This is a genomic window from Arthrobacter jiangjiafuii (assembly GCF_018622995.1).
In the GTDB taxonomy this organism is placed as follows: domain Bacteria; phylum Actinomycetota; class Actinomycetes; order Actinomycetales; family Micrococcaceae; genus Arthrobacter_B; species Arthrobacter_B jiangjiafuii.
Map to the genome: position 1 here is coordinate 3,143,832 of NZ_CP076022.1, position 23,324 is coordinate 3,167,155.

At 67.8% G+C, this 23,324-nt stretch carries 18 protein-coding genes; 3 read left to right on the forward strand and 15 right to left on the reverse strand.

Annotated features, from left to right (window positions below; all coding sequences use genetic code 11):
* Nucleotides 1-10: 10 nt before the first annotated feature.
* From topA to trhO, 4 genes are all read right to left on the reverse strand, one after another.
* A complete protein-coding gene (gene topA, locus KKR91_RS14755; RefSeq protein ID WP_210227680.1) occupies nt 11-2,743 on the reverse strand; it encodes a type I DNA topoisomerase in 2,733 nt (910 codons plus the stop codon).
* Nucleotides 2,744-2,905: 162 nt separating this feature from the next.
* Nucleotides 2,906-4,666, reverse strand: a complete 1,761-nt coding sequence (locus tag KKR91_RS14760) for a DUF7059 domain-containing protein (RefSeq protein WP_210227678.1) — start codon at nt 4,664-4,666, stop codon at nt 2,906-2,908.
* Nucleotides 4,663-6,480: an FAD-binding protein gene (locus KKR91_RS14765; protein ID WP_210227676.1), complete on the reverse strand. Its 1,818-nt coding sequence runs from the start codon at nt 6,478-6,480 to the stop codon at nt 4,663-4,665. Before KKR91_RS14765 ends, KKR91_RS14760 begins: the two co-directional genes overlap by 4 nt.
* 175 nt (nt 6,481-6,655) lie before the next feature.
* On the reverse strand, nt 6,656-7,549 hold the full coding sequence (trhO, locus tag KKR91_RS14770) for an oxygen-dependent tRNA uridine(34) hydroxylase TrhO (protein ID WP_210227674.1): 894 nt from the start codon (nt 7,547-7,549) through the stop codon (nt 6,656-6,658).
* Nucleotides 7,550-7,631: 82 nt separating this feature from the next.
* Between trhO and KKR91_RS14775 the strand changes: the two genes are divergently transcribed.
* Entirely contained in the window at nt 7,632-8,285 is a 654-nt protein-coding gene (locus tag KKR91_RS14775) for a GNAT family N-acetyltransferase (protein ID WP_210227672.1), read from the forward strand.
* A gap of 94 nt (nt 8,286-8,379) precedes the next feature.
* Nucleotides 8,380-10,788, forward strand: a complete 2,409-nt coding sequence (locus tag KKR91_RS14780; RefSeq protein ID WP_210227670.1) for a DEAD/DEAH box helicase — start codon at nt 8,380-8,382, stop codon at nt 10,786-10,788.
* Between the two features lie 7 nt (nt 10,789-10,795).
* Here KKR91_RS14780 and KKR91_RS14785 read toward each other — a convergent pair whose 3' ends face one another.
* From KKR91_RS14785 to ssd, 7 genes are all read right to left on the reverse strand, one after another.
* Nucleotides 10,796-11,149, reverse strand: a complete 354-nt coding sequence (locus tag KKR91_RS14785; protein WP_210227668.1) for an Rv3654c family TadE-like protein — start codon at nt 11,147-11,149, stop codon at nt 10,796-10,798.
* Nucleotides 11,150-11,189: 40 nt separating this feature from the next.
* A complete protein-coding gene (locus KKR91_RS14790; protein ID WP_237687396.1) occupies nt 11,190-11,594 on the reverse strand; it encodes a TadE family type IV pilus minor pilin in 405 nt (134 codons plus the stop codon).
* Nucleotides 11,595-11,599: 5 nt separating this feature from the next.
* The gene (locus KKR91_RS17060) at nt 11,600-11,824 is read right to left on the reverse strand and encodes a DUF4244 domain-containing protein (RefSeq protein ID WP_237687397.1); all 225 of its coding nucleotides are present in this window, start codon (nt 11,822-11,824) and stop codon (nt 11,600-11,602) included.
* A gap of 390 nt (nt 11,825-12,214) precedes the next feature.
* Nucleotides 12,215-12,865 (reverse strand): type II secretion system F family protein, encoded by a 651-nt coding sequence (locus KKR91_RS14800; protein ID WP_210227664.1) that lies wholly within the window; start codon nt 12,863-12,865, stop codon nt 12,215-12,217.
* A complete protein-coding gene (locus tag KKR91_RS14805) occupies nt 12,866-13,699 on the reverse strand; it encodes a type II secretion system F family protein (RefSeq protein WP_237687398.1) in 834 nt (277 codons plus the stop codon).
* On the reverse strand, nt 13,696-15,012 hold the full coding sequence (locus KKR91_RS14810; protein ID WP_420481403.1) for a TadA family conjugal transfer-associated ATPase: 1,317 nt from the start codon (nt 15,010-15,012) through the stop codon (nt 13,696-13,698). Before KKR91_RS14810 ends, KKR91_RS14805 begins: the two co-directional genes overlap by 4 nt.
* The gene (ssd, locus tag KKR91_RS14815) at nt 15,009-16,175 is read right to left on the reverse strand and encodes a septum site-determining protein Ssd (RefSeq protein ID WP_210227662.1); all 1,167 of its coding nucleotides are present in this window, start codon (nt 16,173-16,175) and stop codon (nt 15,009-15,011) included. The genes KKR91_RS14810 and ssd overlap by 4 nt, the downstream gene beginning before the upstream one ends.
* Nucleotides 16,176-16,321: 146 nt before the next feature.
* Here ssd and KKR91_RS14820 point away from each other — a divergent pair, with 146 nt between their 5' ends.
* The gene (locus tag KKR91_RS14820; RefSeq protein ID WP_210227661.1) at nt 16,322-18,037 is read left to right on the forward strand and encodes a bifunctional 3'-5' exonuclease/DNA polymerase; all 1,716 of its coding nucleotides are present in this window, start codon (nt 16,322-16,324) and stop codon (nt 18,035-18,037) included.
* 23 nt (nt 18,038-18,060) lie between these two features.
* Here the strand turns inward: KKR91_RS14820 and KKR91_RS14825 are convergent, their stop codons facing one another.
* The 4 genes from KKR91_RS14825 to KKR91_RS14840 form a co-directional block, all read right to left on the reverse strand.
* A complete protein-coding gene (locus tag KKR91_RS14825; RefSeq protein ID WP_210227660.1) occupies nt 18,061-20,172 on the reverse strand; it encodes an acyltransferase family protein in 2,112 nt (703 codons plus the stop codon).
* 213 nt (nt 20,173-20,385) lie between these two features.
* On the reverse strand, nt 20,386-21,069 hold the full coding sequence (locus KKR91_RS14830) for an NUDIX hydrolase (protein ID WP_210227659.1): 684 nt from the start codon (nt 21,067-21,069) through the stop codon (nt 20,386-20,388).
* Complete coding sequence (gene nth / locus KKR91_RS14835; protein ID WP_210227658.1) at nt 21,066-21,863, reverse strand: endonuclease III; 798 nt, start codon at nt 21,861-21,863, stop codon at nt 21,066-21,068. Before nth ends, KKR91_RS14830 begins: the two co-directional genes overlap by 4 nt.
* Nucleotides 21,863-23,164, reverse strand: a complete 1,302-nt coding sequence (locus tag KKR91_RS14840) for an MFS transporter (protein WP_210227657.1) — start codon at nt 23,162-23,164, stop codon at nt 21,863-21,865. The genes nth and KKR91_RS14840 overlap by 1 nt, the downstream gene beginning before the upstream one ends.
* Between the last annotated feature and the right edge of the window lie 160 nt (nt 23,165-23,324).

Sequence of the window (23,324 nt, forward strand, 5' to 3'; positions counted from 1 at the left end):
CCAGTGCGGCCTACTTCTTGGCCGGCGTGCGCTTGCGCGCCGCCGGCTTGCGGGCGGCCGGCTTCTTGGCCGGGCCCTTTTCGCGCTTCTCGGCCAGCAGCTCGATGGCCTGTTCACGGGTCAGCTCTTCAATGGCCGTGGACCGGGGCACCGTGATGTTGGTGATGCCGTCGGTGATGTACGGACCGAAGCGGCCGTCCTTCACCACGATCGGCTTCTCCGACACCGGGTCGGTACCAAACTCCGCCAGCGGGGCAGCAGCCTGCCGGCCGCCGCGCTGCTTGGGCTGCGAGTAGATCTCCAGCGCCTGCTCCAGCGTGATGCTGAAAATCTCCTCTTCGGAGCCGATGGACCGCGAGTCCGTGCCCTTCTTCAGGTACGGGCCGAAACGCCCGTTCTGCACGGTGATCTCGTTGCCTTCGGCGTCGGTGCCCAGGACGCGCGGAAGCTTCATCAGCTTCAGCGCCTCCTCGAGCGTGACGGTTTCCACGCTCATGGACTTGAACAGCGATCCGGTGCGTGGCTTGGCCTTGACCGGCTTTTTCGGCGGCTTGGGCTTGCCGTTCTTGTAGTACTCCACCGGTGCGGCGGCCAGTTCCTCGGCGGTGACCTCGGGGATCAGTTCGATCACGTACGGGCCGTAGCGGCCGTTGCGGGCGACGATGGTGCGTCCAGTTTCGGGATCCTCGCCCAGCACACGCTCTTCGGGTCCGGCGGTTTCCATCAACTCAATCGCCTTTTCGGCGGTCAGCTCATCCGGGGCCAGGTCCTCCGGCACGTTGGCGCGCTCGGGCTCGGTGCCTTCCGGGGCGTCGGCGGGCAGCGGGCGCTCCAGGTACGGGCCGAACTTGCCGACACGCAGCGTGATGCCGGGGGCAATTTCGATCGAGTTGATCGCCTTGGCGTCGATTTCACCCAGGTCGTTCACGATCGTATGCAGGCCGGTCTCGACGCGGTCGCCATAGTAGAACTGGTTCAGCCACTGCACGCGGCCGGCTTCGCCGCGGGCAATGCGGTCCAGGTCCTCTTCCAGCTCAGCAGTGAAGTCGTAGTCCACGTAGTCGGTGAAGTGCTCTTCCAGCAGCCGCACCACGGAGAACGCAATCCAGCTCGGCACCAGGGCCTGGCCGCGGTTGGTGACGTAGCCGCGGTCCATGATGGTGGAGATGGTCGCGGCGTAGGTCGACGGGCGGCCGATGCCGAGCTCTTCGAGCACCTTCACCAGCGACGCTTCGGTGTAGCGCGGCGGCGGGGAGGTCTCGTGCCCGACGGCGTTGAGGTCGGCTGCGGTCAGCGCGTCGTCGGCCTTCAGGACCGGCAGGCGTGCGCCCTCGGTGCCTTCGGCGTCGTCGTCGCGGGCGGCGTCGCGGCCTTCCTCGTAGGCGGCCATGAAGCCGCGGAAGGTGATGACGGTACCGGAGGCCGAGAACTCGGCATCGCGGCCGTCGGAGGCCACGGCGCCCAGGCGGACGGACGCCGTCGAGCCCTTGGCGTCGGCCATCTGCGAGGCGACGGTGCGCTTCCAGATCAGCTCGTAGAGCTTGAACTCGTCGCCGCGCAGCGAGGAGGCAACCTGCGCCGGGGTGCGGAAGGAGTCGCCGGCGGGGCGGATGGCCTCGTGGGCTTCCTGCGCGTTCTTGGACTTGCCCTTGTACACGCGGCGCGCCTCGGGGACGTATTCCGGTCCGTACAGTTCCGAGGCCTGCCGGCGGGCGGCATTGATCGCCTGGTCCGACAGCGCGGGCGAATCGGTACGCATATAGGTGATGTAGCCGTTTTCATACAGCCGCTGCGCCACCTGCATGGTCACCTTGGAGGAGTAGCGCAGCTTGCGGCCGGCCTCCTGCTGCAGGGTGGAGGTGGTGAACGGCGCGGCCGGACGGCGGGTGTACGGCTTGGTGTCCACGGAGCGGACGGAGAACGACGCCGATTCCAGGTTCGCTGCCAGCGAGGTGGCGGCTGCTTCATCCAGGTGGGCGACGGCCTTGGCCTTGAGCTGGCCGAGGTCGCTGAAGTCCTTGCCCGTGGCGACGCGGGCGCCGTCCACGGAAACCAGCTTGGCCTTGAAGGACTCGGCAGCGCCGGTGGCGAAGGTGCCCAGCAGGTCCCAGTAGGAGGCGGGACGGAACGCCATGCGTTCGCGTTCGCGCTCCACCACCAGGCGGGTGGCAACGGACTGCACACGGCCGGCGGACAGGCCGCGGGCCACCTTGCGCCACAGCACCGGAGAGATCTCGTAGCCGTACAGGCGGTCCAGGATGCGGCGGGTTTCCTGCGCATCGACCATGGCGACATCGACGTCGCGCATTTCCAGCAGGGCGCGCTGGATGGCTTCCTTGGTGATTTCGGGGAACGTCAGGCGGTGCACCGGAACCTTGGGCTTGAGCACCTGCAGCAGGTGCCAGGCAATGGCTTCACCTTCGCGGTCACCGTCAGTTGCGAGGTAGAGTTCGTCGGCGTCCTTGAGGGCGGCCTTGAGCTCGGCGACCTTCTTCTTCTTGTCCGCGGAAACGACGTAATACGGTTCAAAGTCGTTGTCCAGGTCCACGGCGAATTTGCCGACGCCGGTCTTCTTCAGCTCGGCCGGCAGGTCCGACGGCTGGGGCAGGTCGCGGATATGGCCCATGGAGGCCGTCACCTCAAAGCCCTCGCCCAAATAGCCGGCAATGGTCTTGCCCTTGGCGGGAGACTCGACAATGACTAACTTCTTGCCGGTCTTCTTGTCGCTCGCCTTAACTGGCACTGTTCTCCTACGTACAAAGGTGGTTCAAAGGGTATGGGGCTACGCCGCAGGCTCTGGTGCCTGGCCCGGTTCGTCCTCGGACAGTATGCGTGATGCCCCAGCACTAGGGTAACTGCATTGGACGGGAGTTGCTGACGGACGTGCCAAATTGCCGGGGCTCCCTCAGCGGCTTCCGGGAGCTGCGGGAAGCAGGAATCCGTCCAGCACCAGGTTGCGGACCTCGGCCTCCAGACGCTGGGCAAACTCCGGATCCGTTCGTCCCAGCAGGGCGGCCAGGGCCCCGATGATCTGTCCCACGGACAGCTCCCCGTCGGAAGCGGAAACGAATCCGGTCAGCTCGGTGCTCATCAGGTTGGTGCGCCGCAGGCCGGCGCCCTGCCGCAGCAGGATCACGCCGGGATGCTCGGCTCCGGGGCGGGCGTGGCGTTCCTCGGTGACGTCCTCTGCCACCTCCAGATGTTCCGCCTCCAGCGCCGGATGGGCGGCCAGCCAGTCAAAGCGCTCGACGGCGGCGCCCAAGTGCGGGCCCACCGGCTGTTCCAGGGCGTGGGTGATTTCCTCGAACCGGCGCAGCGGGGCCGCGTCCGGGTCCGCCCGGCGGCGCAGGAACAGCGAACCGAAGCCGACGGCGGAGACTTCGCGGGAGGCAAAATCAGCCAGGTACGCGGCATAGGAGGCCACGTACTCCGCACGGTCCCGGTTCTCGGCGGCGTCGCGCAGCCACATTTCGGCGTATTCGGCCGGTTCCAGCACCTCCCGCTGGATGACCCATGCATCGGTCTGCGGCGGCAGCCAGGACATCAGCCGCGCCGACCAGTCAGCGGCGGTGTCATGGTCTGTGGCGTCATTGTCTGTGGCGGTGTTGCTGTTGGCAAAATCACTGTCGACGGGAACCGGAGCGGTTGCCGGAGCGGCGCCCTGGATCTCCCAGTTGCCCAGCATCTGGGCCGTGCCGCCGGGCACCAGCACATCCTGCAGGGTCGCCACCAGTGCAGCCACGATCCCGTCGCCGGCCAGGCCGCCGTCGCGGTAGGTGAAGCGGTCCTCCGGGTTCTCACTGCCGGCCCGCGGCGTGATGACGAACGGCGGGTTGGAGACCACCAGGTCAAAGTGTTCCCCGGCCACCGGCTCCAGCAGGCTCCCGAGCCGCAGCGACACCCGGTCCTCGAGCCGGCGGGGATCCAGGTCCAGTGCCGCGGCATTCAGGAGCAGGTTGAAGCGGGTGAACGCGAGCGCCCGGTCGGAAATATCGGTGGCGGTGACATGCCGGGCGTGGCGGAGCAGGTGGAAGGCCTGGATTCCGCAGCCGGTGCCCAGGTCCAGGGCCCGGTCCACGTTCCGGCGGATGGTCAGCTGGGCCAGGCTCAGCGAGGCCTGCCCGATGCCCAGGACGTGGTCGTGGCGCAGCACGCCGGGACGCTGGTGGGCACCCAGGTCGCTGGCGACCCACAGATTAGTCTCCCCGGGCTCCTCGCCAGCGGCAGCGCCGGGCGCACCGTCGATCCCGTAGGGGCGCAGGTCCACGGCGGCCCGGTAGCCGCCGTCGGCCCCAATGCCGTCATCGCCGGTGCTGTCCCGCGCGCTGTCCGGCGCGGTTTCGAGCAGGCCCAAGGCCAGCAGTCCTTCGGTCCGGGTCAGCGGGAACGCCGCGTCGAGCGTCGCCCGGTCCAGGTTCTCACCCACCAGCCACAGCAGGATCATCACATGGACCGGATCCGGGGCGTCCTGCGCTGCTTCCTCACGGCAGCGCAGCAGGGCCGGCACCAGCTGGTCGCGGCCGAGGGCGGCTGCGGCGGACTCCCCCAGGAAGTCCGCCACGCCGTCGACCGTGTAGCGGGCAGCTGCCAGATCCGAGGCGAGAGCCTCAAGGCGCGGCAGGTTCGAACTCTGGGGTGCACCGGGAATGCCGGAAAAATCAGTCACCCGTCCAGTTTATGGCTGCCGCCGGCGGCCTTATTCCACGCTTCCTGGAGGGCTGCGGACTGCTGGGCAGCCGGCTGCCGGGCGGTGCTCCGTCCGGCGGCATGCCGTGAGGCCAGGAAACCGAACACCACGGCAGGAGCGATGGTGGCGCCGGCCCCGGGATAGGTGCGTCCCATGACCGATGCGGTGGTGTTACCGGCGGCATAGAGACCGTCGATCACCGAGCCGTCCTCGCGCAGGACCCGGGCGTCCGGATCGGTGACCAGACCGCCCTTGGTGCCCAGGTCCCCGGGGTAGAGCCGCACTGCGGTGAACGGACCTTTCTCCAGGGCGCCCAGGTTCGGGTTCGGCTTGACGCCCGGATCGCCGTAGTAGTTGTCGTAGGCGGTGTTCCCCCTACCGAAGTCCTCATCCACGCCGGAGCGGGCAAAACCGTTGAACCGTTTGACGGTCAGGGTCAGGTTCTCCTCGGGGACACCCATCTTCCGGGCGAGCCCCGCCACCGTGTCATCCTTCAGGAGCAGGCCCTCGGCTGCCCACTTCTTCCGTCCCACCATGATGGCGGAGAAGAGGTACCGGCGGGTGTGCCGGGCCTCCATCACCAGCCAAGAGGGGTTGGCGGGCACCGTTTTGTCGCGCTCGAGCATGTGGTGGCCGAAGTCCACGTAGGACTCCGATTCGTTCAGGTACCGCACTCCGGAGGAGTCCACCACCATGGAATGCGGCATGGACCGCTCCGCCAGCGAGAAGGCGACGCCGCCCCCGGGCGCCACCGTGGACGGGCCCCACCACGCGTCATCCATCAAGGCCAGGGCTGCACCACGGCGGGCCACCAGGTCAATCACATCGCCGGTATCCCCCTCCGGCGCCGAGGAGTACTCCTGTTCCAGCCCGTGATACTTCTTCCGCCATTCGGCGTTCCGCGCGAAACCGCCGGCACCCAGCACCACGCCCTTGCGGGTCCGGATCCGCACCTGGCGCCCGCGGCGGGTGACGACGGCACCCACCACCGTGCCGTCGTCGTTCTGGATCAGGTCGGTCAGGGGCGAGGACAGCCAGACCGGAGTCTGCTGCTGGCGCACGATGTGCATCAGCGAGGAGGCCAGTGCGCCACCCAGCCCGTACAGCCGCTTCCCGCGGACCAGGCCGCCGAGCGTGCGGAAGACAAAGCGGGCGCCGCGGATGAACCCGCTGGGCGTTGACCAGGCCCGGGACAGTTCCCAGACGTCGTCGGTGGCCAGCGGCACCGGGATCCCCGATTTGGCCGCCCGGGAGGACTTGAACCAGGTACCCAGCTGCTTCGCGTCGAAGGCCTTCACCTCGAGGGAGCGGCCGATCATGCCGCCGGGCTTGTCCGGGTAGTAATCGGGGTAGTCCTTGGACCGCATCCACTTCACGCCGAGTGAGCCCAGCAGTGTCACGACCTCGGGCACGTTGTTCAGGAAGGCGAGCTTGCGTTCGCGGGAGGAGACCGGCCCGACGTCGGCGATCACCGTTTCCATGTAGGTCAGGGCCTTTTCGGTGCTGTCCGGCACCCCGGCCTTGGCCATCAGTGGATTGTTGGGCATCCACAGCCCGCCGCCGGACACCGAGGTGGTGCCGCCCCAGACGTCGGTGCTTTCCACCACCAGCACGTCCAGGTCCTCCTCGGCGGCGGTGATGGCCGAGGTGAGGGCCGCAGCTCCGGTGCCGACAACGAGGACGTCGACAATGCGGTCCCATTCCCCGCCCGCTCCGGCGGTGCCGGCTGAATCTTCGTACTGGGTGCTGCCGGTGCTGTTGCTGCCTAGGTTCTCGCCGTACTCCTGTGTCATGGTCTGCTCCCCCTGTGGGTCTGCTCCTGCCCGGGCATATTTGGCCCGGGTGGAACGGATGCTACAGGTCAGCGGTCACCGTGCACATGGGCCCCGCAAACCACAGCTGTACCCAGATGGGCCGGGTCGGGGCGTGGGTGCCTTAATAGCAGCCCGCAATAGCAGCCCGCGTCCCCTACTCGGTGCAGCCATCGGGGCAGCGCAGGGTCTGCGGATCCGAGGCGCAGTCAGCGCAGTAAAGGGTCAGCTTGCGGCAGGAGAGGTTGGAGCAGTTCTCGAACTTGCTGGTGGGCGCCTCGCAGCGCACGCAGCGGCCGATGGTGACGGCGTCGTCGGTGAACTCCGTATGCATGCGCTTGTCGAACACATAGAGCGAGCCTTCCCACAGGCCCTTGTCTCCGTAGGTCTCGCCGTAGCGGACAATCCCGCCCTGCATCTGGTAGACCTCTTTAAACCCTCGGTTGACCATCAGCGAGGACAGCACCTCGCAGCGGATCCCGCCGGTGCAGTAGGTAACCACCGGCTTGTCCTTGAGGTCGTCGTACTTTCCGGAGTCCAGTTCGGCGATGAAGTCGTGGGTGGTTTCGACATCGGGCACCACAGCGCCCTTGAACCGGCCGATCTGGGCTTCAAAAGCGTTGCGGCCGTCGAAGAAGACCACTTCCTCGCCGCCGGCTTTCTTTTCCTCGACGAGCTCATGCAGCTGCTCCGGCCGCAGGTGCGTGCCGCCGCCAACCACGCCGCCGTCGTCGACCTTCAATTCACCGGGAGCGCCGAAGCTGACGATTTCCTCCCGGACCTTGATGCTCAGGCGCGGAAAGTCCTCCGCCCCGCCCTCGGAGTACTTGATGTCCATCTTCTTGAACGCCGGGTATTCGCGGGTGGCCTTTCCATACGCCTTGATGGCGTCGAGCTCCCCGCCCACGGTTCCATTGATGCCGTCGGGAGAGATCAAGATCCGCCCGCGCAGCCCCAGCTTCTCGCAGAGGGCGCGCTGCCACAGGCGCACGGCCTCCGGATCCGGAAGGGGGGTGAAGGCGTAATACAGTGCAATTCGATTCAAAGCCACTCATCAAGGGTAGACCGCTGGAACGCCCGGCAAATCATCAGCAACCGTACCTTTCGCCTCCCTCCCCCGTTAGTGTTCATCCATGAGAGTGCTCGACGATGCTTTGGTCGAAACCTGGGTGACCGGCTGGGCGCAGGCCCGCGGCTACCAGACCCGCCGCGAAGGACGCTTCCTGTCTGCCTTCCTGCATGACAAAACCAATGACTGGGAGTACTTCGCGTTGGAGCCCTCCCACGACGAGTTCGCGGCCCTTGCATCCTCTGCGCGGATGAGCCCGGAGCGGCTGTTCACCATTGTCACCAGCAGCGTGAATGAGATTCACGGAGCAGCTCTGGTGCACGGGTTGAACGTCCGCTCGGCCGACGAGGTGTTCATGGCCATGGACATGGCGGGCCAGGACATCGAGGACCCTTTCCTTCCCCTGGACGGTTTCGAATCCGAGACCGTGCGCGGGAACACGGTGGGGCTGGTCACCGTCACTGCCGACGGCGAGCCTGCCGCGAGCGGCAGCGTGTCGATGGTGGAGGGCCACGCGGTGTACGACCGGATCATTACCGAACCCCGGTTCCGCCGTCTCGGGCTGGGCAGCTACGTGATGCGCGCGCTCACCGCGGTGGCGATGGAGCACGACGTCGATGCCGGCCTGCTGGTGACCACCCCTGAGGGGTTGGAACTGTACCGGTATCTGGGCTGGGAGAACCTGGCCAGCGTGGTGATGTTCGAACCCCGGTTGTAGGTGTTTCCGGGCAATTCACTGCGCCAGTTCAGCCTGCGGCGGAGCGCCCCGTGTCCGCTGCCGCTGCTTCGAACCCCGGTGGGAGAATGGCAGCGTGGCCCTACATGATTCCCTGATTCCCCTGCTCGGCTCCGGTGCCGACCCGGAACAGCTGGTCCATGTGCATGAAATCCCGGCCCGGAAGGCCGTTCCGGTCCCCTGGCCGGAGTGGGCGCATCCCGACGTTGTCGAGGCGTACTCCCGGGTGGGCGTCCACGAGCCGTGGCGGCACCAGATCGAAGCGGCACACTCCGCGCATGCCGGGCAGCACACGATCATTTCCACCGGCACCGCCTCCGGTAAATCCCTGGCGTATCTGCTGCCGGTGCTGGACGAGATCCACCGCACCGCCCTCGATGACCGGGTGACCCTGGAGCCCACCGGATCGGTGGCCCTGTATCTGGCCCCCACCAAGGCACTTGCCGCCGACCAGCTTTCCGCCGTGAACGCGCTGGCGCTGCCCACCGTCCGCGCGGAAACGTACGACGGCGACACCGACACCGGCGCCCGCCGCTGGATCCGGGACCATGCCAACCTGGTGCTGGCCAACCCTGACATGCTGCACTTCGGCGTGCTGCCCAACCATGCCTGGTGGGCCCGGTTCTTCCGCCGGCTCAAGTACGTCATCATCGACGAAGCGCACAGCTACCGCGGAGTGTTCGGCTCCAACGTGGCCAACCTGATGCGCCGGCTCCGGCGGATCTGCCGCTACTACGGCGCCAATCCGGTCTTCATCGGTGCGTCGGCGACCTCCGCCGATCCCGCTTCCTCCTTCGGCCGGCTGATCGGCGACGAGGTGACCGCGGTGACCCGCGACGCCTCCCCGCACGGCGCGACCACGGTGGCACTGTGGGAACCGCAGCTGACCGATCTAAAGGGCGAGAACGGTGTGCGGTCCCGCCGGACGGTGATCGCCGAAACCGCTGACCTGCTGGCGAACCTCGTGGCCGCGCAGGTCCGCACCATTGCCTTCATCAAGTCCCGGCGCGGCGCGGAAACCATCGCAACCATTACCCGGCGGCTGTTGGACGAGGTGCATCCATCCCTGCCGGACCGGGTGGCGGCGTACCGGTCCGGGTATCTGCCCGAGGAACGGCGTGAGCTGGAACGGCGGCTGCGCAGCGGGGAGCTGCTGGGGATTTCCAGCACCTCGGCCCTGGAGCTGGGGATCGATATTTCCGGGCTCGACGCCGTCCTGGTGGCCGGCTGGCCCGGGACCCGCGCGTCCCTGTTCCAGCAGATCGGCCGGGCTGGCCGGTCCGGGCAGGATGCATTGGCTGCCTTTGTGGCCAGCGATGATCCCCTTGATACCTATCTGGTGCACCATCCCGAGGCGATCTTTGACATCTCCGTGGAGGCGACCGTCTTCGACCCCTCCAATCCCTACGTCCTGGGTCCGCACCTCTGCGCCGCCGCCGCGGAAATTCCGCTGACCCCGGATGAGCGGGAGCTGTTCGGCCCCACCGCAGCCGGGCTGCTGGATCAGCTGGTGGAACAGGGCTACCTGCGCCGACGGCCCTCGGGCTGGTTCTGGACGCATTCCGAAAGCGCTGCGGCCATGGTGAACCTGCGCGCCGACGGAGGCGGGCCGATCAATATCGTGGAGTCCGACACCGGCATGCTGCTGGGCACCATGGACTCCCCGCAGAGCCAGTACCAGGCCCACACCGGAGCGGTCTATGTGCACCAGGGGCAGACCTTCATGGTGGACGAACTCAACGAGGCGGATCACTGTGCCATGGTCACCCGCGGCAACCCCGAGTTCTACACACAGGCCCGGGACGTCACCCAGATCGAGGTGATCGAGACCGAACGCACCTCGCAGTGGGGCGAAATCCGGGTCTGCTTCGGCACCGTGAAGGTCACCACCCAGGTGGTGTCCTTCCAGCGCAAGGCCCTGATCTCCAACGAGATCCTGGGCGAGGAGCCGCTGGAGCTGGAGGCCAAGGAGCTGTTCACCAAGGCCGTCTGGTTTGTCATTGACGAGCACCTGCTCACCGACGCCGGGATGATCCCTGCGGACTTCCCCGGCGCCCTGCATGCCGCCGAGCACGCCTCCATCGGTATGCTCCCCCTGATCGCTACCTCCGACCGGTGGGACATCGGCGGTGTCTCCACCGCCCTGCATGCCGACACCGAGAAGCCCACCATCTTTGTTTACGACGGCCACCCCGGCGGCGCCGGCTTCGCCGAGCGGGCCTACGAAGCAGCCGAGCTGTGGCTGACCGCCACCCGAGACGCCATCCGCGCCTGCGAGTGCGAGCGCGGCTGCCCGTCCTGCGTGCAGTCGCCCAAGTGCGGGAACAAGAACAATCCGCTGTCCAAGGCCGGCGCGGTGACGCTGCTGCAGGTACTGCTGGACAACGCCCGGGGTGCGGGCGCGGATCCGGCATCCGCGGGAGCGGGGTCTGGCGTTGAAGCTGGAGCTGGAGCGGCCGCCGGGCGATCGGCCAATCCGGCCTGAGCCCGAGTCAGGGCGGCGGACCGGCACGGGCCTGGCCGGTAGCCGGAAACGGCAGCAGAGGCACTGCCATTTCCGTAGCCACCTGCACACTCTGATCGCCGGGCTCTGCCGTGCAACCGGCCAGTTCGGCGCCGTTGCGCGCTGCAACTTCCGCCGCGACAGTGCACGGGTCCCCCGGCCGCAGCCCGCGCAGGGTGTCAGCAGCAGCCAGGGCCGAGAGGTCTGCTGCGGTGGCCGCCCTGTTCGCGGCCACCCCAGCCTGCAGCATCAGCAGCACCGCGCCGGACAGGATCAGCACGACCAGTCCCGCACCCAGGACCAGCACGGTGCCGGAACCATCCTCAGCACCTCCTTTCAACATTCCGGATCCTCCCCTCATCTCTCTCCCACCCGGCCAGCCCTCACGGCACGGACTCGGGCAGTGCCGAGGCGGTAGCGACCAGTTCCAGCGGCAGCCTCTCCAACAGAGGCGCCGCCACCGAGGACGCGACCTCCACCTGCACCCACTGCCCGTCGATTGAAACGGTGACCCGTGCATTGGCTCCGGCCACCCGCCGGGCGGCAGCTTCGGCTTCATCCGTGCTGCCGCGCATGACTTCGCGGGCTCCGGCCCGTGCTGCCTCTTCCACCCGAAGCTGGGTCATCCCGGCCCCCAGACCTGTCAGCACAGCGGCCAGCAGCAACGCCACCGCAGGCAGGCCTACCGCCAGTTCGGCTGTCACTGCCCCGCATGACCCCTGATCCGGCTGCACCGCCCCCTGATCCGGCCGCACCTTCCGCAGCACTGCTCCAATCCGCAGCCTCACTGCTCCTATCCGAGCGTCAGCGCGTTGCGGATCAGGCCCATCAGCAGGGACCGCACTTCGCCGCTGCCCAGGACCGCGACCAGGAGCGCCGCGAAGGCCACTGCCGCCAAGGTGGCAATGGCATATTCCGCCGTGGCCATTCCCGCCTCGCGATCCAGGATGCGGGCCCTGCGCTGCCCTGCCCGGCCGAGCCGCTGCGGTTCGCCGGCCGCAGGATAGAGGACCGTCACCCCCTCCGGTGCCGGGGCTGAACGGGGAGCCGGAGTCAGGGCCCGTACGATTTGCAGGCGCTGGCTGCCCTTGGCTGCTGCCGGCAACACTGATGCCGGAAGGGCTGACCCTCCGCACTGACACGTCGCTGTCCCTTCACGCCTCCGGTTCACGCCGTACTCCGGAACGCCTGTGAAACTTCGACCGCACTGGGCGGTCTTCACTGATTTGCTCAAAACCGACATGGTTCCTCCTGCTGTTGGCTGTACTTACTGACTCCGCCTTAGTTACTGACTCCGCTTTCGAAGCGGTGAGCCGATCATGTCCTGCCGGGCGGTGCACCAGCAGGGTTCCTTCGGGCGTTCTGGACAGCGGCTGCCACCGAGTCGGCTGTGGAGGGACAAACAGATTCAGGGGAAAGCCGGCAGCAGCGAGAGCAGCAGCGGCACCACCGTCAGGACTATAAACGCGGGCAATGCGCAGAGCCCCAGCGGAACCACCAACCGCACGCCCAAGGCGGCGGCCCTGCGCTCGGCCTCCCTGGATCTCCGGCGACGCAGCTGGGCAGCCTCGGCCATAAGTACGGCGGCCGACGGCGCGCCGGTGGTGGCTACAAAGGTCAGCGCATCGCGCAGGCAGGCGGCCGGATCCGGGCCGGCGGCAGGAGATCGCAGCAGGGAACGCGCGGCCGGATTCCCGGGATGGGGGACGGCGAGTTCCCAGGCCGCAACCCAAGGAGCACCCAGCTCCAGGGCTGCACGGACCCGGCGCAGGGAGCCTGCGGTCCCCGGTTCCGCGATGTCCGCCAGCACCGAAAGTGCAGACAGCAGCGGCTGCCCGGCGTCCAGCATGGCGGCCACAAGGTCCAGCATCAACGCAGGATCGTCCACCCCGTCGGTCCGGCCAATCGCGCCGGACCGATTCGAACCCGGCCCCGGGCCGGCATCTGGATCAGCGGCAGATCCCGACTCGGGTTCCAGCACGGACAGCGAGCGTCTGCCGGGCTGCAGAAGGAGCATGGCGGCAGCGGCGAAGAGCCCGAAGATAACGGCACCGGCCATTCAGGACCCCGCAGCCTGGCGGACCAGGGCAGCGGACCACAAGCGTCCGATCACTGACAGGGCGATTCCCGCTGCGGCAGCAAACCATCCCATGGGGCTTCCGAGCAAAACTCCCACTGGGTCGGCTCCGAGCAAGTAACCCAGACCGAATCCGCCCACCGGCAGCCAGGTCAGCAGCCGGACGGTTGCCTGCGGCCCGGCGAGCGCCGTGTCGCGGGCCGCCTGCTGGTCCAGCGAGCTCTCGAGCTGCCCGGCGTATCTGTCCAGGACTCCGGCCAGGGGCGCCCCGCTGCGTTCGGATACTCTGACGCAGGCGGCCAGTTCCACCCATAGTCCACCCGGAATCTCAGTACCCCGAGCCCGGCTGCGGCCGGGCCTGTCCTTCAGCTTCGGGGACCGGCTTCCGGGCCCTCGCCGGGTTTTCCCGGCCGCCGCAAGGAACACCGGGACCGGGCTCAGCCCGAGTGAAGCCGCCTGGGCTGCGGCTTCCAAGACCGGCAACAGCTGCCCGGCCAGCGTGCCGCCGGGGTCCTCGTCGCTCGAAGCAGACTGCAGCGAGGCCAGCTGCAGGACTGCGGCATCGGCCCAAAGCTGGTGCGGTGCCCGCCCCGCCGCCAACAGCCCGGTGAGCTGGTGGATCACCAAAGGGATCTCCTGCACCACGGCGCTCCGCCTGCTGGGAAGAAACCGCGCCAGCAGCATCCTGCGCGTCGACCTCAGGCTTCCACCGCCACGGCCATCGGCAGCCAGGGGCCGTGGCGCAGGAAGCCGGGACCGGGGCAGCAGCAGCACCGCTGACAGCCCGAGCAGGACCGTGATCCACACCCCGGTCATCGACGCTCCGATCCCTGAGCTCCCGTCTTCAGCAGGGCGCCTGTTGCCGCAATGAAAGGGTCCCCCGGGCCCAGCCCGGGAGTCACGACCTCCTGACCGTGACTGCTGGACAGCTGCAGGAGCAACGCGGGCCACCCGGGTCCATGACGGCCGTTGGCTTCCGCCGGAAGCAACGGCAACAGCGCAGGCACGGTCAGCAGCTGCCCGTCGGGAGAGGCCGTGACAACGGAGATTTCTGCGACCCGGCGTCCGGCCGCTGATCGGGCCAGATGCACCACGACGTTCAAGGCACTGGCGGCCTGCAGGTTCACAGCGGCGGCGCTCATGCCTGCGAGAGCGCCGAGGGCAGCCAGCCTGGCCGGAACGCTGGCCGCGGAGTTGGAGTGGATGGTTCCGCCCGCGCCGTCGTGCCCGGTGTTCATGGCAGCGAGCAGCTCGCGGACCTCCGCACCACGGCACTCGCCTACAATCAGCCGGTCCGGCCTCATCCGCAGGGCCTGCCGGACCAATTCGGCCTGATCCACTGTGCCCGCGCCCTCCACGTTTCCGTGCCGGCTCTGCAGGCCCACAACGTGCGGATGCCGGGGATCCAATTCGGCGGCGTCTTCGACCAGTACCAGCCGCTCGCGGGGATGGCTCAAGGAGAGCAGGGTGGACAGCATTGTGGTTTTACCGGTCCCGGTGGCACCGCTGATCAGGAAATTCAGCCGGGACGCCACGATGCGGCGCAGCACGCCAGCCGTTTCGGCGTCCACGGTTCCACCCGCCCGCAGCTCGTCCAGGGTGAAGCTAGACGTGCGGCGGATCCGGATGGACAGCAGGGTGGAACCGGTCGATACCGGGCGCAGCACGGCATGGACGCGGTACCCGCGCAGCTGCACGTCCACGCAGGGACTGGAATCATCGAGCCGCCGTCCCCCGGCCGCAATCAACCGTGCAGCGAGCGACTGCACCTCCCCGTCGGACCCGAAGCGCAGCCCGGTCAGCTCCAGCCCGTTGCCGCTGTCCACCCACACACGATCCGGGCCGTTGACCAGGATGTCACTGACGCCGGGCAGCAGCGCCAGTTCCTGCAGCGGCCCCAGCCCCTGAAGTTCCGCCTGGACCCGGTCTACCGCGCGAAGCGCTCCTTCGGCTCCCAACAGCCGGCCGCTGGAATGGACTGCCGCAGCCAGCCGCGCGGCCGTGACGGGTTTGCCGTCGTCGAGCATTTTGCGGCGCACCTGGCGCACCATTGGCGCGTCCCCCGGACGTTCCTTCGCCTGGTCCAGCGGCGGGTATTGCGCTGCCCGCCGGCCCTGCACTCCGGTCATGTCCGTCTCCCTCCACGATTGGCCTGCTCCGCCGGCCCGGGAACCACCTGGGCCAACAGAGCCCCGGTGACACGGCGGATCGGCCGCCGGCGGCCACGTTCCAGCAGCATCCCGCGCTCTTCCGCATGTTCAAGGTGGGGCACGGCGGGCAGGTAACCGGCAAGGGAGAGCCCGACGGCGGCCGCGGCACGGGTCTCGTCCAGGCCGTCCCCCAGCGGGCCCCGGATCACAGCGGACACCGGCACGTTTCCCATGTGTTCCTTCAGGGTCCGGGCCGCCAGCAGAGGCCGGAGCCGGCCCGGAACCACCAGAAGCAGGGCATCGCATGAGGACATCAAGGGACCGTGGAGCCGATGCCTGGCGCAGTCCACAACGGTGAGGGCGAATCCCGCCCGGGCCGCCTCCAAGACAGCTGCAGTGCTCTCCTCCCCCGGTTCCGCCCCGCCCGGCCCGCCGTCACCAGCCCCTCCGGACAGCAGCGCGAATCCGGCCCGGGGCAGCGCGGTGACCAGCTGGAGCGGGTTCAGCGATCCGCGGACGTCCACCAGATCCGGCCAACGGACACCCGGGATATCGGCGGTGCCCAAACTCGCGTCCAGTCCTCCCCCAAGCGGATCGCCGTCCATGAGCAGGGTGTCCATCCCCTGCTCGGCCGCGGCATCTGCCAGCCAACATGCCAGGGTGGACGCGCCCGCGCCACCGCAGCCACCGAGAATCCCCAGGACGAAGCCTGCAGGCAGGGGCCGCCGGCCCAGATGCTCGGCCAGCCAACCGGCCGCCGCGGGCAGGACCGCCACCCGGGCCACATCCAACCGGGCAGCGTCCCGCCATAGCCCGGCATCGCCTTCGGTCCCGACCAGGATTGTCTCCGGGCCGTTCGCCCCCGCCCTTCCCTGTCTCCAGCTGCCCGGCGGCCCGACGCCCGCCAGATCGCTGCCCAGCAGCAGCACTTCCGGATCACGGCCCAACGCCGACTGGAGATCGGAGTGGACATCCAGATCCGTGCCGGCAGCCGCGGCGACCCGGGCAACTTCGTCCTGCAACAGCTGTGAAGAGGTGGCCAAGACCACCGGCGGCCGGGCTTCCTGCGGACGGGGTCCATCCAGCAATCCGGTTCGTGTGCTTCCCCGGGCCGCCGGCACCCACAGCTGCTCTTCTGTCATGTGTTTATCCTTGGTCTGCGGGGCACCGTGATGCGGGTACGCGGCCGGATATGGGGACACGCACCTGCTGCGGCGGCGCTGTGGAGGAAGGAAGCAGGACGGGGCACCTGCGCTTGGCCGGTACCGCCAGCAGGGACAATAGGAGCATGTACGTTGTCCTCACCCCGGCCGGTCCGGGCCCCGCTGCCGGATCCCTGCTGCTGCAGGTGACCGACGACGCAGGAGCGCCCTCCGCGGCACCCGCCGTCGTCGTGCCCTCCCTGCTCGCCGCGGTGGTCGGCGACTACGAGGACCGCCGGCAGAATATCCGCTGGGTTTTCAGCAGCACCCGGGAGGTTTATCCGCAGCTGCTGGCCGCCGGCGTGCGGGTTGAGCGCAGCCATGACCTGGCCCTTGTCCGCGGCATCCTGCGGTTCTCCGAGGCAGCGGCGCCGACTCCTTATATCGAGGCGCTGCGGACCGAGGCTCCCGCAGGCGACGCGGAGCTGCTTCCCCGCCAGTTGCTGCCCGTCCAGCCGGCACCGAACCAGACCTCGCTGTTTGAGGAACTGGAAGGCTTTGACGACCCGGCCCGCAGGCGCGGCCCAACCTTGGAGGACCAGGTCACCGAGCTGGCGGCCCAGCTGGCCGCCGTGGCCGGCTCCGCCTCAAGGCAGCGGTTGGCCCTGTTGCTCGCTGCGGAATCGGCCGGCGGCCTGATCGCCGTGGAGATGGAACATGCAGGACTGCCGTGGCGGCGCGATGTCCATGAGGCGATGCTCGCGCACGAGCTGGGGCCGCGCCCGCCGGAGGGGCAGCGCCCGCTGCGTCTGGAGCGGCTTGCCGCCGAGCTGCGGGAGAAACTGGGCAACCCCGGTTTCAATCCCGACTCCCCACAGGAGCTGCTGCGCGCCCTGCACCGGGCCGGTATCGAAGTGAAAACCACCCGGTCCTGGGAGCTGCAGCAGCACGAGCATCCGGCGATCGCCCCGCTGCTGGAATACAAGCGGCTCTCCCGGCTGCTCACCGCCAACGGCTGGACCTGGCTTGACGCCTGGGTGGCCGATGGCCGGTTCCGGCCCGAGTATGTGGTGGGCGGGGTGGTCTCCGGCCGCTGGGCCTCGCGCGGCGGCGGTGCCCTGCAGATCCCCAAGTACGTCCGCGACGCGGTGCGCCCCGACCCCGGACACAAATTGATTGTGGCCGACGCCGCGCAGCTGGAACCCCGGGTCCTCGCCGCGCTGGGCCAGGACAATGCGCTGGCGGCTGCGGCCCGTGGGAAGGACCTGTACCAGGGCATCGCCGACCAGAACTTCGACGGCGACCGCTCCCTGGCGAAGATGGCGATGCTAGGCGCGATGTACGGTGCCACTTCCGGTGAGGCAGGGCGCCTGATGCCGGCGCTGACCCGGTCCTATCCGCAGGCCATCGATGTGGTGGAGCGCGGCGCCCGGGCCGGGGAATCCGGCAAGGTCGTCAGCAGCCATCTGGGCCGCAGCTCGCCGCCGGTGTCGGAACGCTGGCTGCGCGCCCAGCAGAGCGCTTCCGCGGAAGAGCAGCGGCGCGCCGATTCCCTCGCCCGGTCCCAGGGCCGCTTCACCCGCAACTTCGTGGTGCAGTCGACGGCAGCGGAATGGGCGCTGTGCTGGCTGGCGGAAATACGACGGCGGCTGCGGGCGGCGTCGGTGGCTTCACCGGCGGGGGAACTGGTGTTTTTCCTGCACGACGAAGTCATGCTGCATGTGCCCCAAGCACGTGCCGAGGAAGTCAGTGCCCTGGTCACCGAGGCCGCTGCGGCCGCCACCGGGCTGCTGTTCGGGCGGATTCCGTTGGAGTTCCCGGTGGTGGCGGTTACCATCGATTCCTACGCCGACGCGAAGTAGACCCGTCAACCGGTTCTCAGCTCTTAGTCAATAGCTGACGCGATCTGCGGGGCCAGCTGTTTTACCAACTGGCCGTTGAGGTGGTTGGCGTCGTAGTACAAAGAGACGCCGCCCACCGCGCTGTAGCAACTCCTGGCGTCGCAGAAGTAATCGGTCAGGTCTACGGGTTTGATCTGGTCATGGTCCATCCGTTCCACAGCGTCCGCAAGCGGATTTGATTCGATCGCCTGGTCTTTCGGTACGGCACACGACAGCGGCGTCTCCCCATTGAGTGACAGGCATTCAACGGCGCGCCCGACTCCGTTCAGTGGCGGATCGTAAATCGGCACGACGGTGATTCCGGCATCGATCCATCGCTGCCAATCGCGGACGAGTCCGTTAGCGAATTGGACGTTCTGCGGGTCGTCGGAACCATCCTCCACCACCTCGCGGGAAGCGAACATGCTAACGAACACTCTGCTCGGCCGATCAGTCTCCACGGCGCCGGTGACAGCCCGGGTCCACCGTGTGCAGTGCTCGGACTTTTCGCCCGTGATCTTCGAGCCGGCGAAGGAGACCACGGTGGCATCCGTCAGGGGACAGCCCCCGAGGTAGCTCCGCTTCACGATCCATCCGCGCTCCTGGCCCAAGGCCAGGACGGCCATCTGCCATTGTTGGGCGTGTGAATCCCCCACCAGCCAGACAACCTCCGCGTGCTGGTTACCGTTAGAGAAATCGCAGGTCGCCGGGCTTCCACCGTCGAGCAAGTGGTCCGCTGGCTCGCCACACTCATCAGGCACAACCGTGTACACGTTGTCGTTGCCCATGTCCGGTACGGCAACCGGAATCGCAAAGGGATCGCCACAGTCCCGGTTCCCCACCGCGGCAGCCCCGTAGCAGGGGCCATCCGCGCCTGCTACTGCAAATTCAACAGCCTGGTTTTCCTTCGCGTTGCCCGCAACGCCAAGCAGCACCGCCGCGACAGCAACCGCGGCCATGCCGGCGATAGGCTTCCTGAAACCGTTTCCCCGCCGCTCCACACGACGGCCGCCGCTCTTGATCCAGCTATCCTCCACCCACCTTTTCGTCAGCCAAGCCAGCAGGATTGAAACCGCCAGAATGACCAATTTGTAAGGCGCAGTGGGGACGACGCCAAAAACGAACGGCGCCGCGACAATCAACGGCCAGTGCCACAGGTAGAGGGAATAGGAGATCTTCCCGATGAACTGGACCGGCGCCAGTCCCGTCAGCCGGTCGTGGACCAGCCTCCCCTCCCCCGTGCCGGATAGAATCACCACGGCGCTGCCCACGACCGGTACCATTGCCGTCCAGCCCGGGAACGGCGTCAACCCGTCGAAGGTGAGGGCGCTGGCGATAATCATGCCAAAGCCGGCCACGGCCAGGACGTTGCGGAGCACCAACGATTTCAGCCGCACGCCGGCGAGCCCGATCAACGCGCCGACAGCGAATTCCCACACCCGCGCGGGAGTCGCGAAATAGGCCAGATCGGGGGCGGCTGCGGTGACGTAGATGCTATAGGCGAGCGACAGGACAGCGACGGACACGACGCCGGTCAGGACGACCGGGCGCAGTGCGCTGCCCGTTCTCCGGGCCAACAGCGAGAGCAGGATGAGGGCCAGCGGCCACAGGAGGTAGAACTGTTCCTCGACGGAAAGGGACCAATAGTGCTGCACAGCCGACGCTGCTTCGGTCATCGCCGAGTAGTCCACGCTCTTTGCCGCAAGTAGCCAGTTTTCGCCATAGAAGACGCTTGCCAGGACTTCCTGCGCCGTTGGGATCCAGCGTGGATGAGGCAGGAAGGCAACCGCCACCAGCATAGAGGCCGCCAGCACCACGAAAGCCGCCGGGAAAAGGCGCCGGGCACGCCGGGAATAGAAAGCACCAATCCGCACCCGTCCGGTGGCCTCAATCTCACGCATCAGGTGGGACGAGATCAGGAAGCCCGAGATGACGAAGAAAACGTCCACGCCCACGTAGCCTCCGGGTAAACGGAGCGGCCAGAGATGGTTCAGCACCACCAGGACCACGGCGAGGGCACGCATAGCCTGTATATCGGTGCGGAAGCGGGGCTTCCTGGCCTTTCCCTGCGGCGAGGCGGCGCTGACGTGCTCAGCCTCTTGTGTGGTAACGGCCATGTTTATCTTCCCCCGGCGCAACGGTCAACGCTTAGTGCGTGCCTCATTAAGCGGTATCCAGCCCATGCCTGCCGCGGACAAACTGCCGACGGTTGGCATCCTTTACCGGGCGCCCGGTAAAGGGCGCCAAGCGAAGGATACTGAGCCTCGCCTGCCCATGCTGGCACGCGAACTGGTCAAGCATAACTGGCCGATTGCAGTGGCCCCGACCGCTTAAAGAACCGGCACCACTTCCCGGGCGGCATCCCACGGCAGGGCCCAGCCCAGTTCCTCGAGTACTGCATTGAGGATGATGCCGGTAAAGCCCCACACCAGTACGCCGTTCACCAGAAACGCCGGCGAACGGTGCGACTCGGATCCGCGGGAAATCACGGCTGTCCGACGGTTCTCCGGATTGAGCAGATCCGCCACCGGCACCCGGAACACGGAAGCCGATTCGCCGTAGTCCACCACGTCCACGGGGGTAGGCCGGTCCCACCAACCCAGGACCGGAGTGACCAGGAAGTTACTGACCGGCAGGCCCACCTCGGGCAGGGTTCCCAGGACGACGACGCCGGCCGGGTCCAGTCCCGTCTCCTCCTGCGCCTCGCGCAGGGCTGCGGCCTTGGGCCCGGCGTCTCCGGCATCCACCGCTCCGCCGGGGAAAGCCACCTGCCCGGGGTGGTCGTTCAGCGTTGCGGCACGTTCAACCAGCAGGACATCAAGCTCATCGGGCACCCCGGCGGAATGGAAGTCCGCCGGTTTGTCATCCAGGTTGCCGAACAGGATCAGCACGGCAGCACGGCGGGCGACGGCCGGATCGACGCTGCGGCGGAGCAGTTCCAGGGTGGTGTCCAGGCTGATGGTGCGGGTGGATGCCGTGGCGCCCAGGGCCTTCAACTCGGTGTAGGCGCTCACGCTTCCAGCCCGTAGCCTGCCGCGCGGAGCTGGGCGCGGGTCTCCGCCGCCATCATCCGGGCATGCAGTTCCTCGCGGCCCGGGGCCAGCTCATACTTCAGCAGTTTCCTGGCCTTCTCGGGATCCGTCTCGCCCTCGCCGTAGGAGGGGCACAGCTGCGCGACGGCGCACGCCCCGCAGGCCGGGTTCCTGGCGTGGCAGACCCTCCGTCCGTGGAAGACCACCCGGTTGGACAGCGGTGTCCAGTCCTTGGGTTCAAAGAGCTCGGCCACGTCCTCCTCGACCTTCACCGGGTCTTTGGCGGTGGTCCAGCCGAAGCGGCGGGAGAGCCGGCCAAAGTGCGTGTCGACGGTGAGGCCGGGAATTCCGAAGGCGTTGCCAAGCACCACGTTGGCCGTTTTCCGCCCGACGCCCGGCAGCGTGACGAGGTCCTCCAACTTCCCAGGGACCTCGCCGTCGTATTCATCCACCAGCCGGGTGGACAGCGCCTTGATGGCGGCGGCCTTGGCCCGGAAAAAGCCGGTGGGGCGGATCAGTTCCTGCAGGTCCGCCTCGTCCGCTTCGGCCATGGCCTTGGCATCCGGATAGCGCGCAAAAAGCACCGGCGTGACGGCGTTGACCCTGATATCGGTGGTCTGCGCGGACAGCACCGTGGCGATCAGCAGCTCAAAAGCGTTGGTGAAGTCCAGTTCGGCCACGGCGTAGGGATACAACTCCCCCAGCAGCCGGTTGATCTTTCGGGCCCTGCGTTTGATTGCGAGCAGCGAGGGATCAGCTTGGAAGCGCGGCACCATCAGTTGCCGGAATCCTCGCCGACCCGTTCGATGTTGCTCAGGTCCCGCAGCACGCCGATCCGGCCGGTGCGCTTGTCCTGAACCAGGAACTCGTGGCCGCGGTCTTCCAGGCCCAGTTCCCAGTCACCGGGGTGGAACATAAACAGCGGCAGCCCGGTGCGCTCGTCCACGATCTGGCGCGGGGTCCCCACGGCAAACCAGAACGCTTCAACGACGTTTTCGGATTCCTCGCGGGTCGCGCTGATGGAGTCAGTGCCCGACGACGACGGCTGAACCTGGGGCGATACCTGCGTTGCCGGCTCCGGATCAGCGGCCTGCTGGCCGGACCGGACCACGGGATTCACCGTGGTGGCAGCCAGGGAATCGTCGCTGCGCGCGGCCGGGGCGGCCTGGGCTGCAGGCTCTGCGGAGCCGCGCGCCGTTTCCGGGCCGGCATCCGTGTTAGCCGGATGGGCCGTGAACGCCGACGCGCCGGAAGCGGCCGGGGCGGCCACGCCTGCAGTACGGGCGGAAGCGGAGGAAGCCGGAGCGGCGGCAGCGTCTGCGGGGATGCCGTTCACTGCCGGAGCCGCGCTGCCGGAGGTTGCGGCGGACTTGCGGCCAAACAGACCGGCAGGTGCCAGCTTGCCCACTGCGGCAAACCGCGACCCGGCGGGCCTGGCTGCGGCGTCATCGTGATCGACGTGGTCGTCATGGGTGCCGGAAGCAGCCGGAGCGGCTGGGCGGGGCGCGGGGGCGGGCCGGCGGCGCAGCCGGACGGCCTCGCGTGCCATTACGTGTGCGGGCACTTCGGCGCGCTCATCGAACTCCCGTGAGAACGGGGGGATGTGCGGCGCGAGCGTGGTGGAGGCTACCAGCACCAGGGCGCCGATAAAGGTGACCAGCGCGCCGATGGTGAATTCGTTGACGAGCTGCAGGAAAAAGAAAGCTACGGCCAGCACTGCCACCACGGACCCGAACTGGTCAACGGAGAGCGATCCCACGCGGTACTTCAGCTCCGGCGCCATCCGCCGGGCGGCGAAGAGACCGGCGACCAGCAGCGGCAGAATGATGCCGATGCCCAGGAAAAACAGCGGTGTCAGCGGGGACCACAAGGTGGTCTGGAGTCCGAAAGTTGTGCTCCACGGCAGCAGCGATCCGATCAGCATGATCAGGACCGAACCGCCGACCACGGTGTCGCGCAGGCCGAACGGTCCCAGGACGGCAGTCCTGGTCCTGTCCTCGCGGGCTGAGAGGCTCTCGGCCGGCGCCGGGGTCTGGGCCACCGGTCGGGCGTCGTTCTCAACGGGGGGCTGGTTCATTCTGTTCTCCATTCACGACCGCCGCTTGCGGGCCGGCAATTACTGCGCTCCGCCGCTGCGGCGGGCCGCATGCACGGTAAAAAAAGCGGTTGCTTCAAAGCACAGCCTAATCAACCCGGGCACGGCAGACTAGCCGAACTGCCGCAGGGGCGCCCGCCGT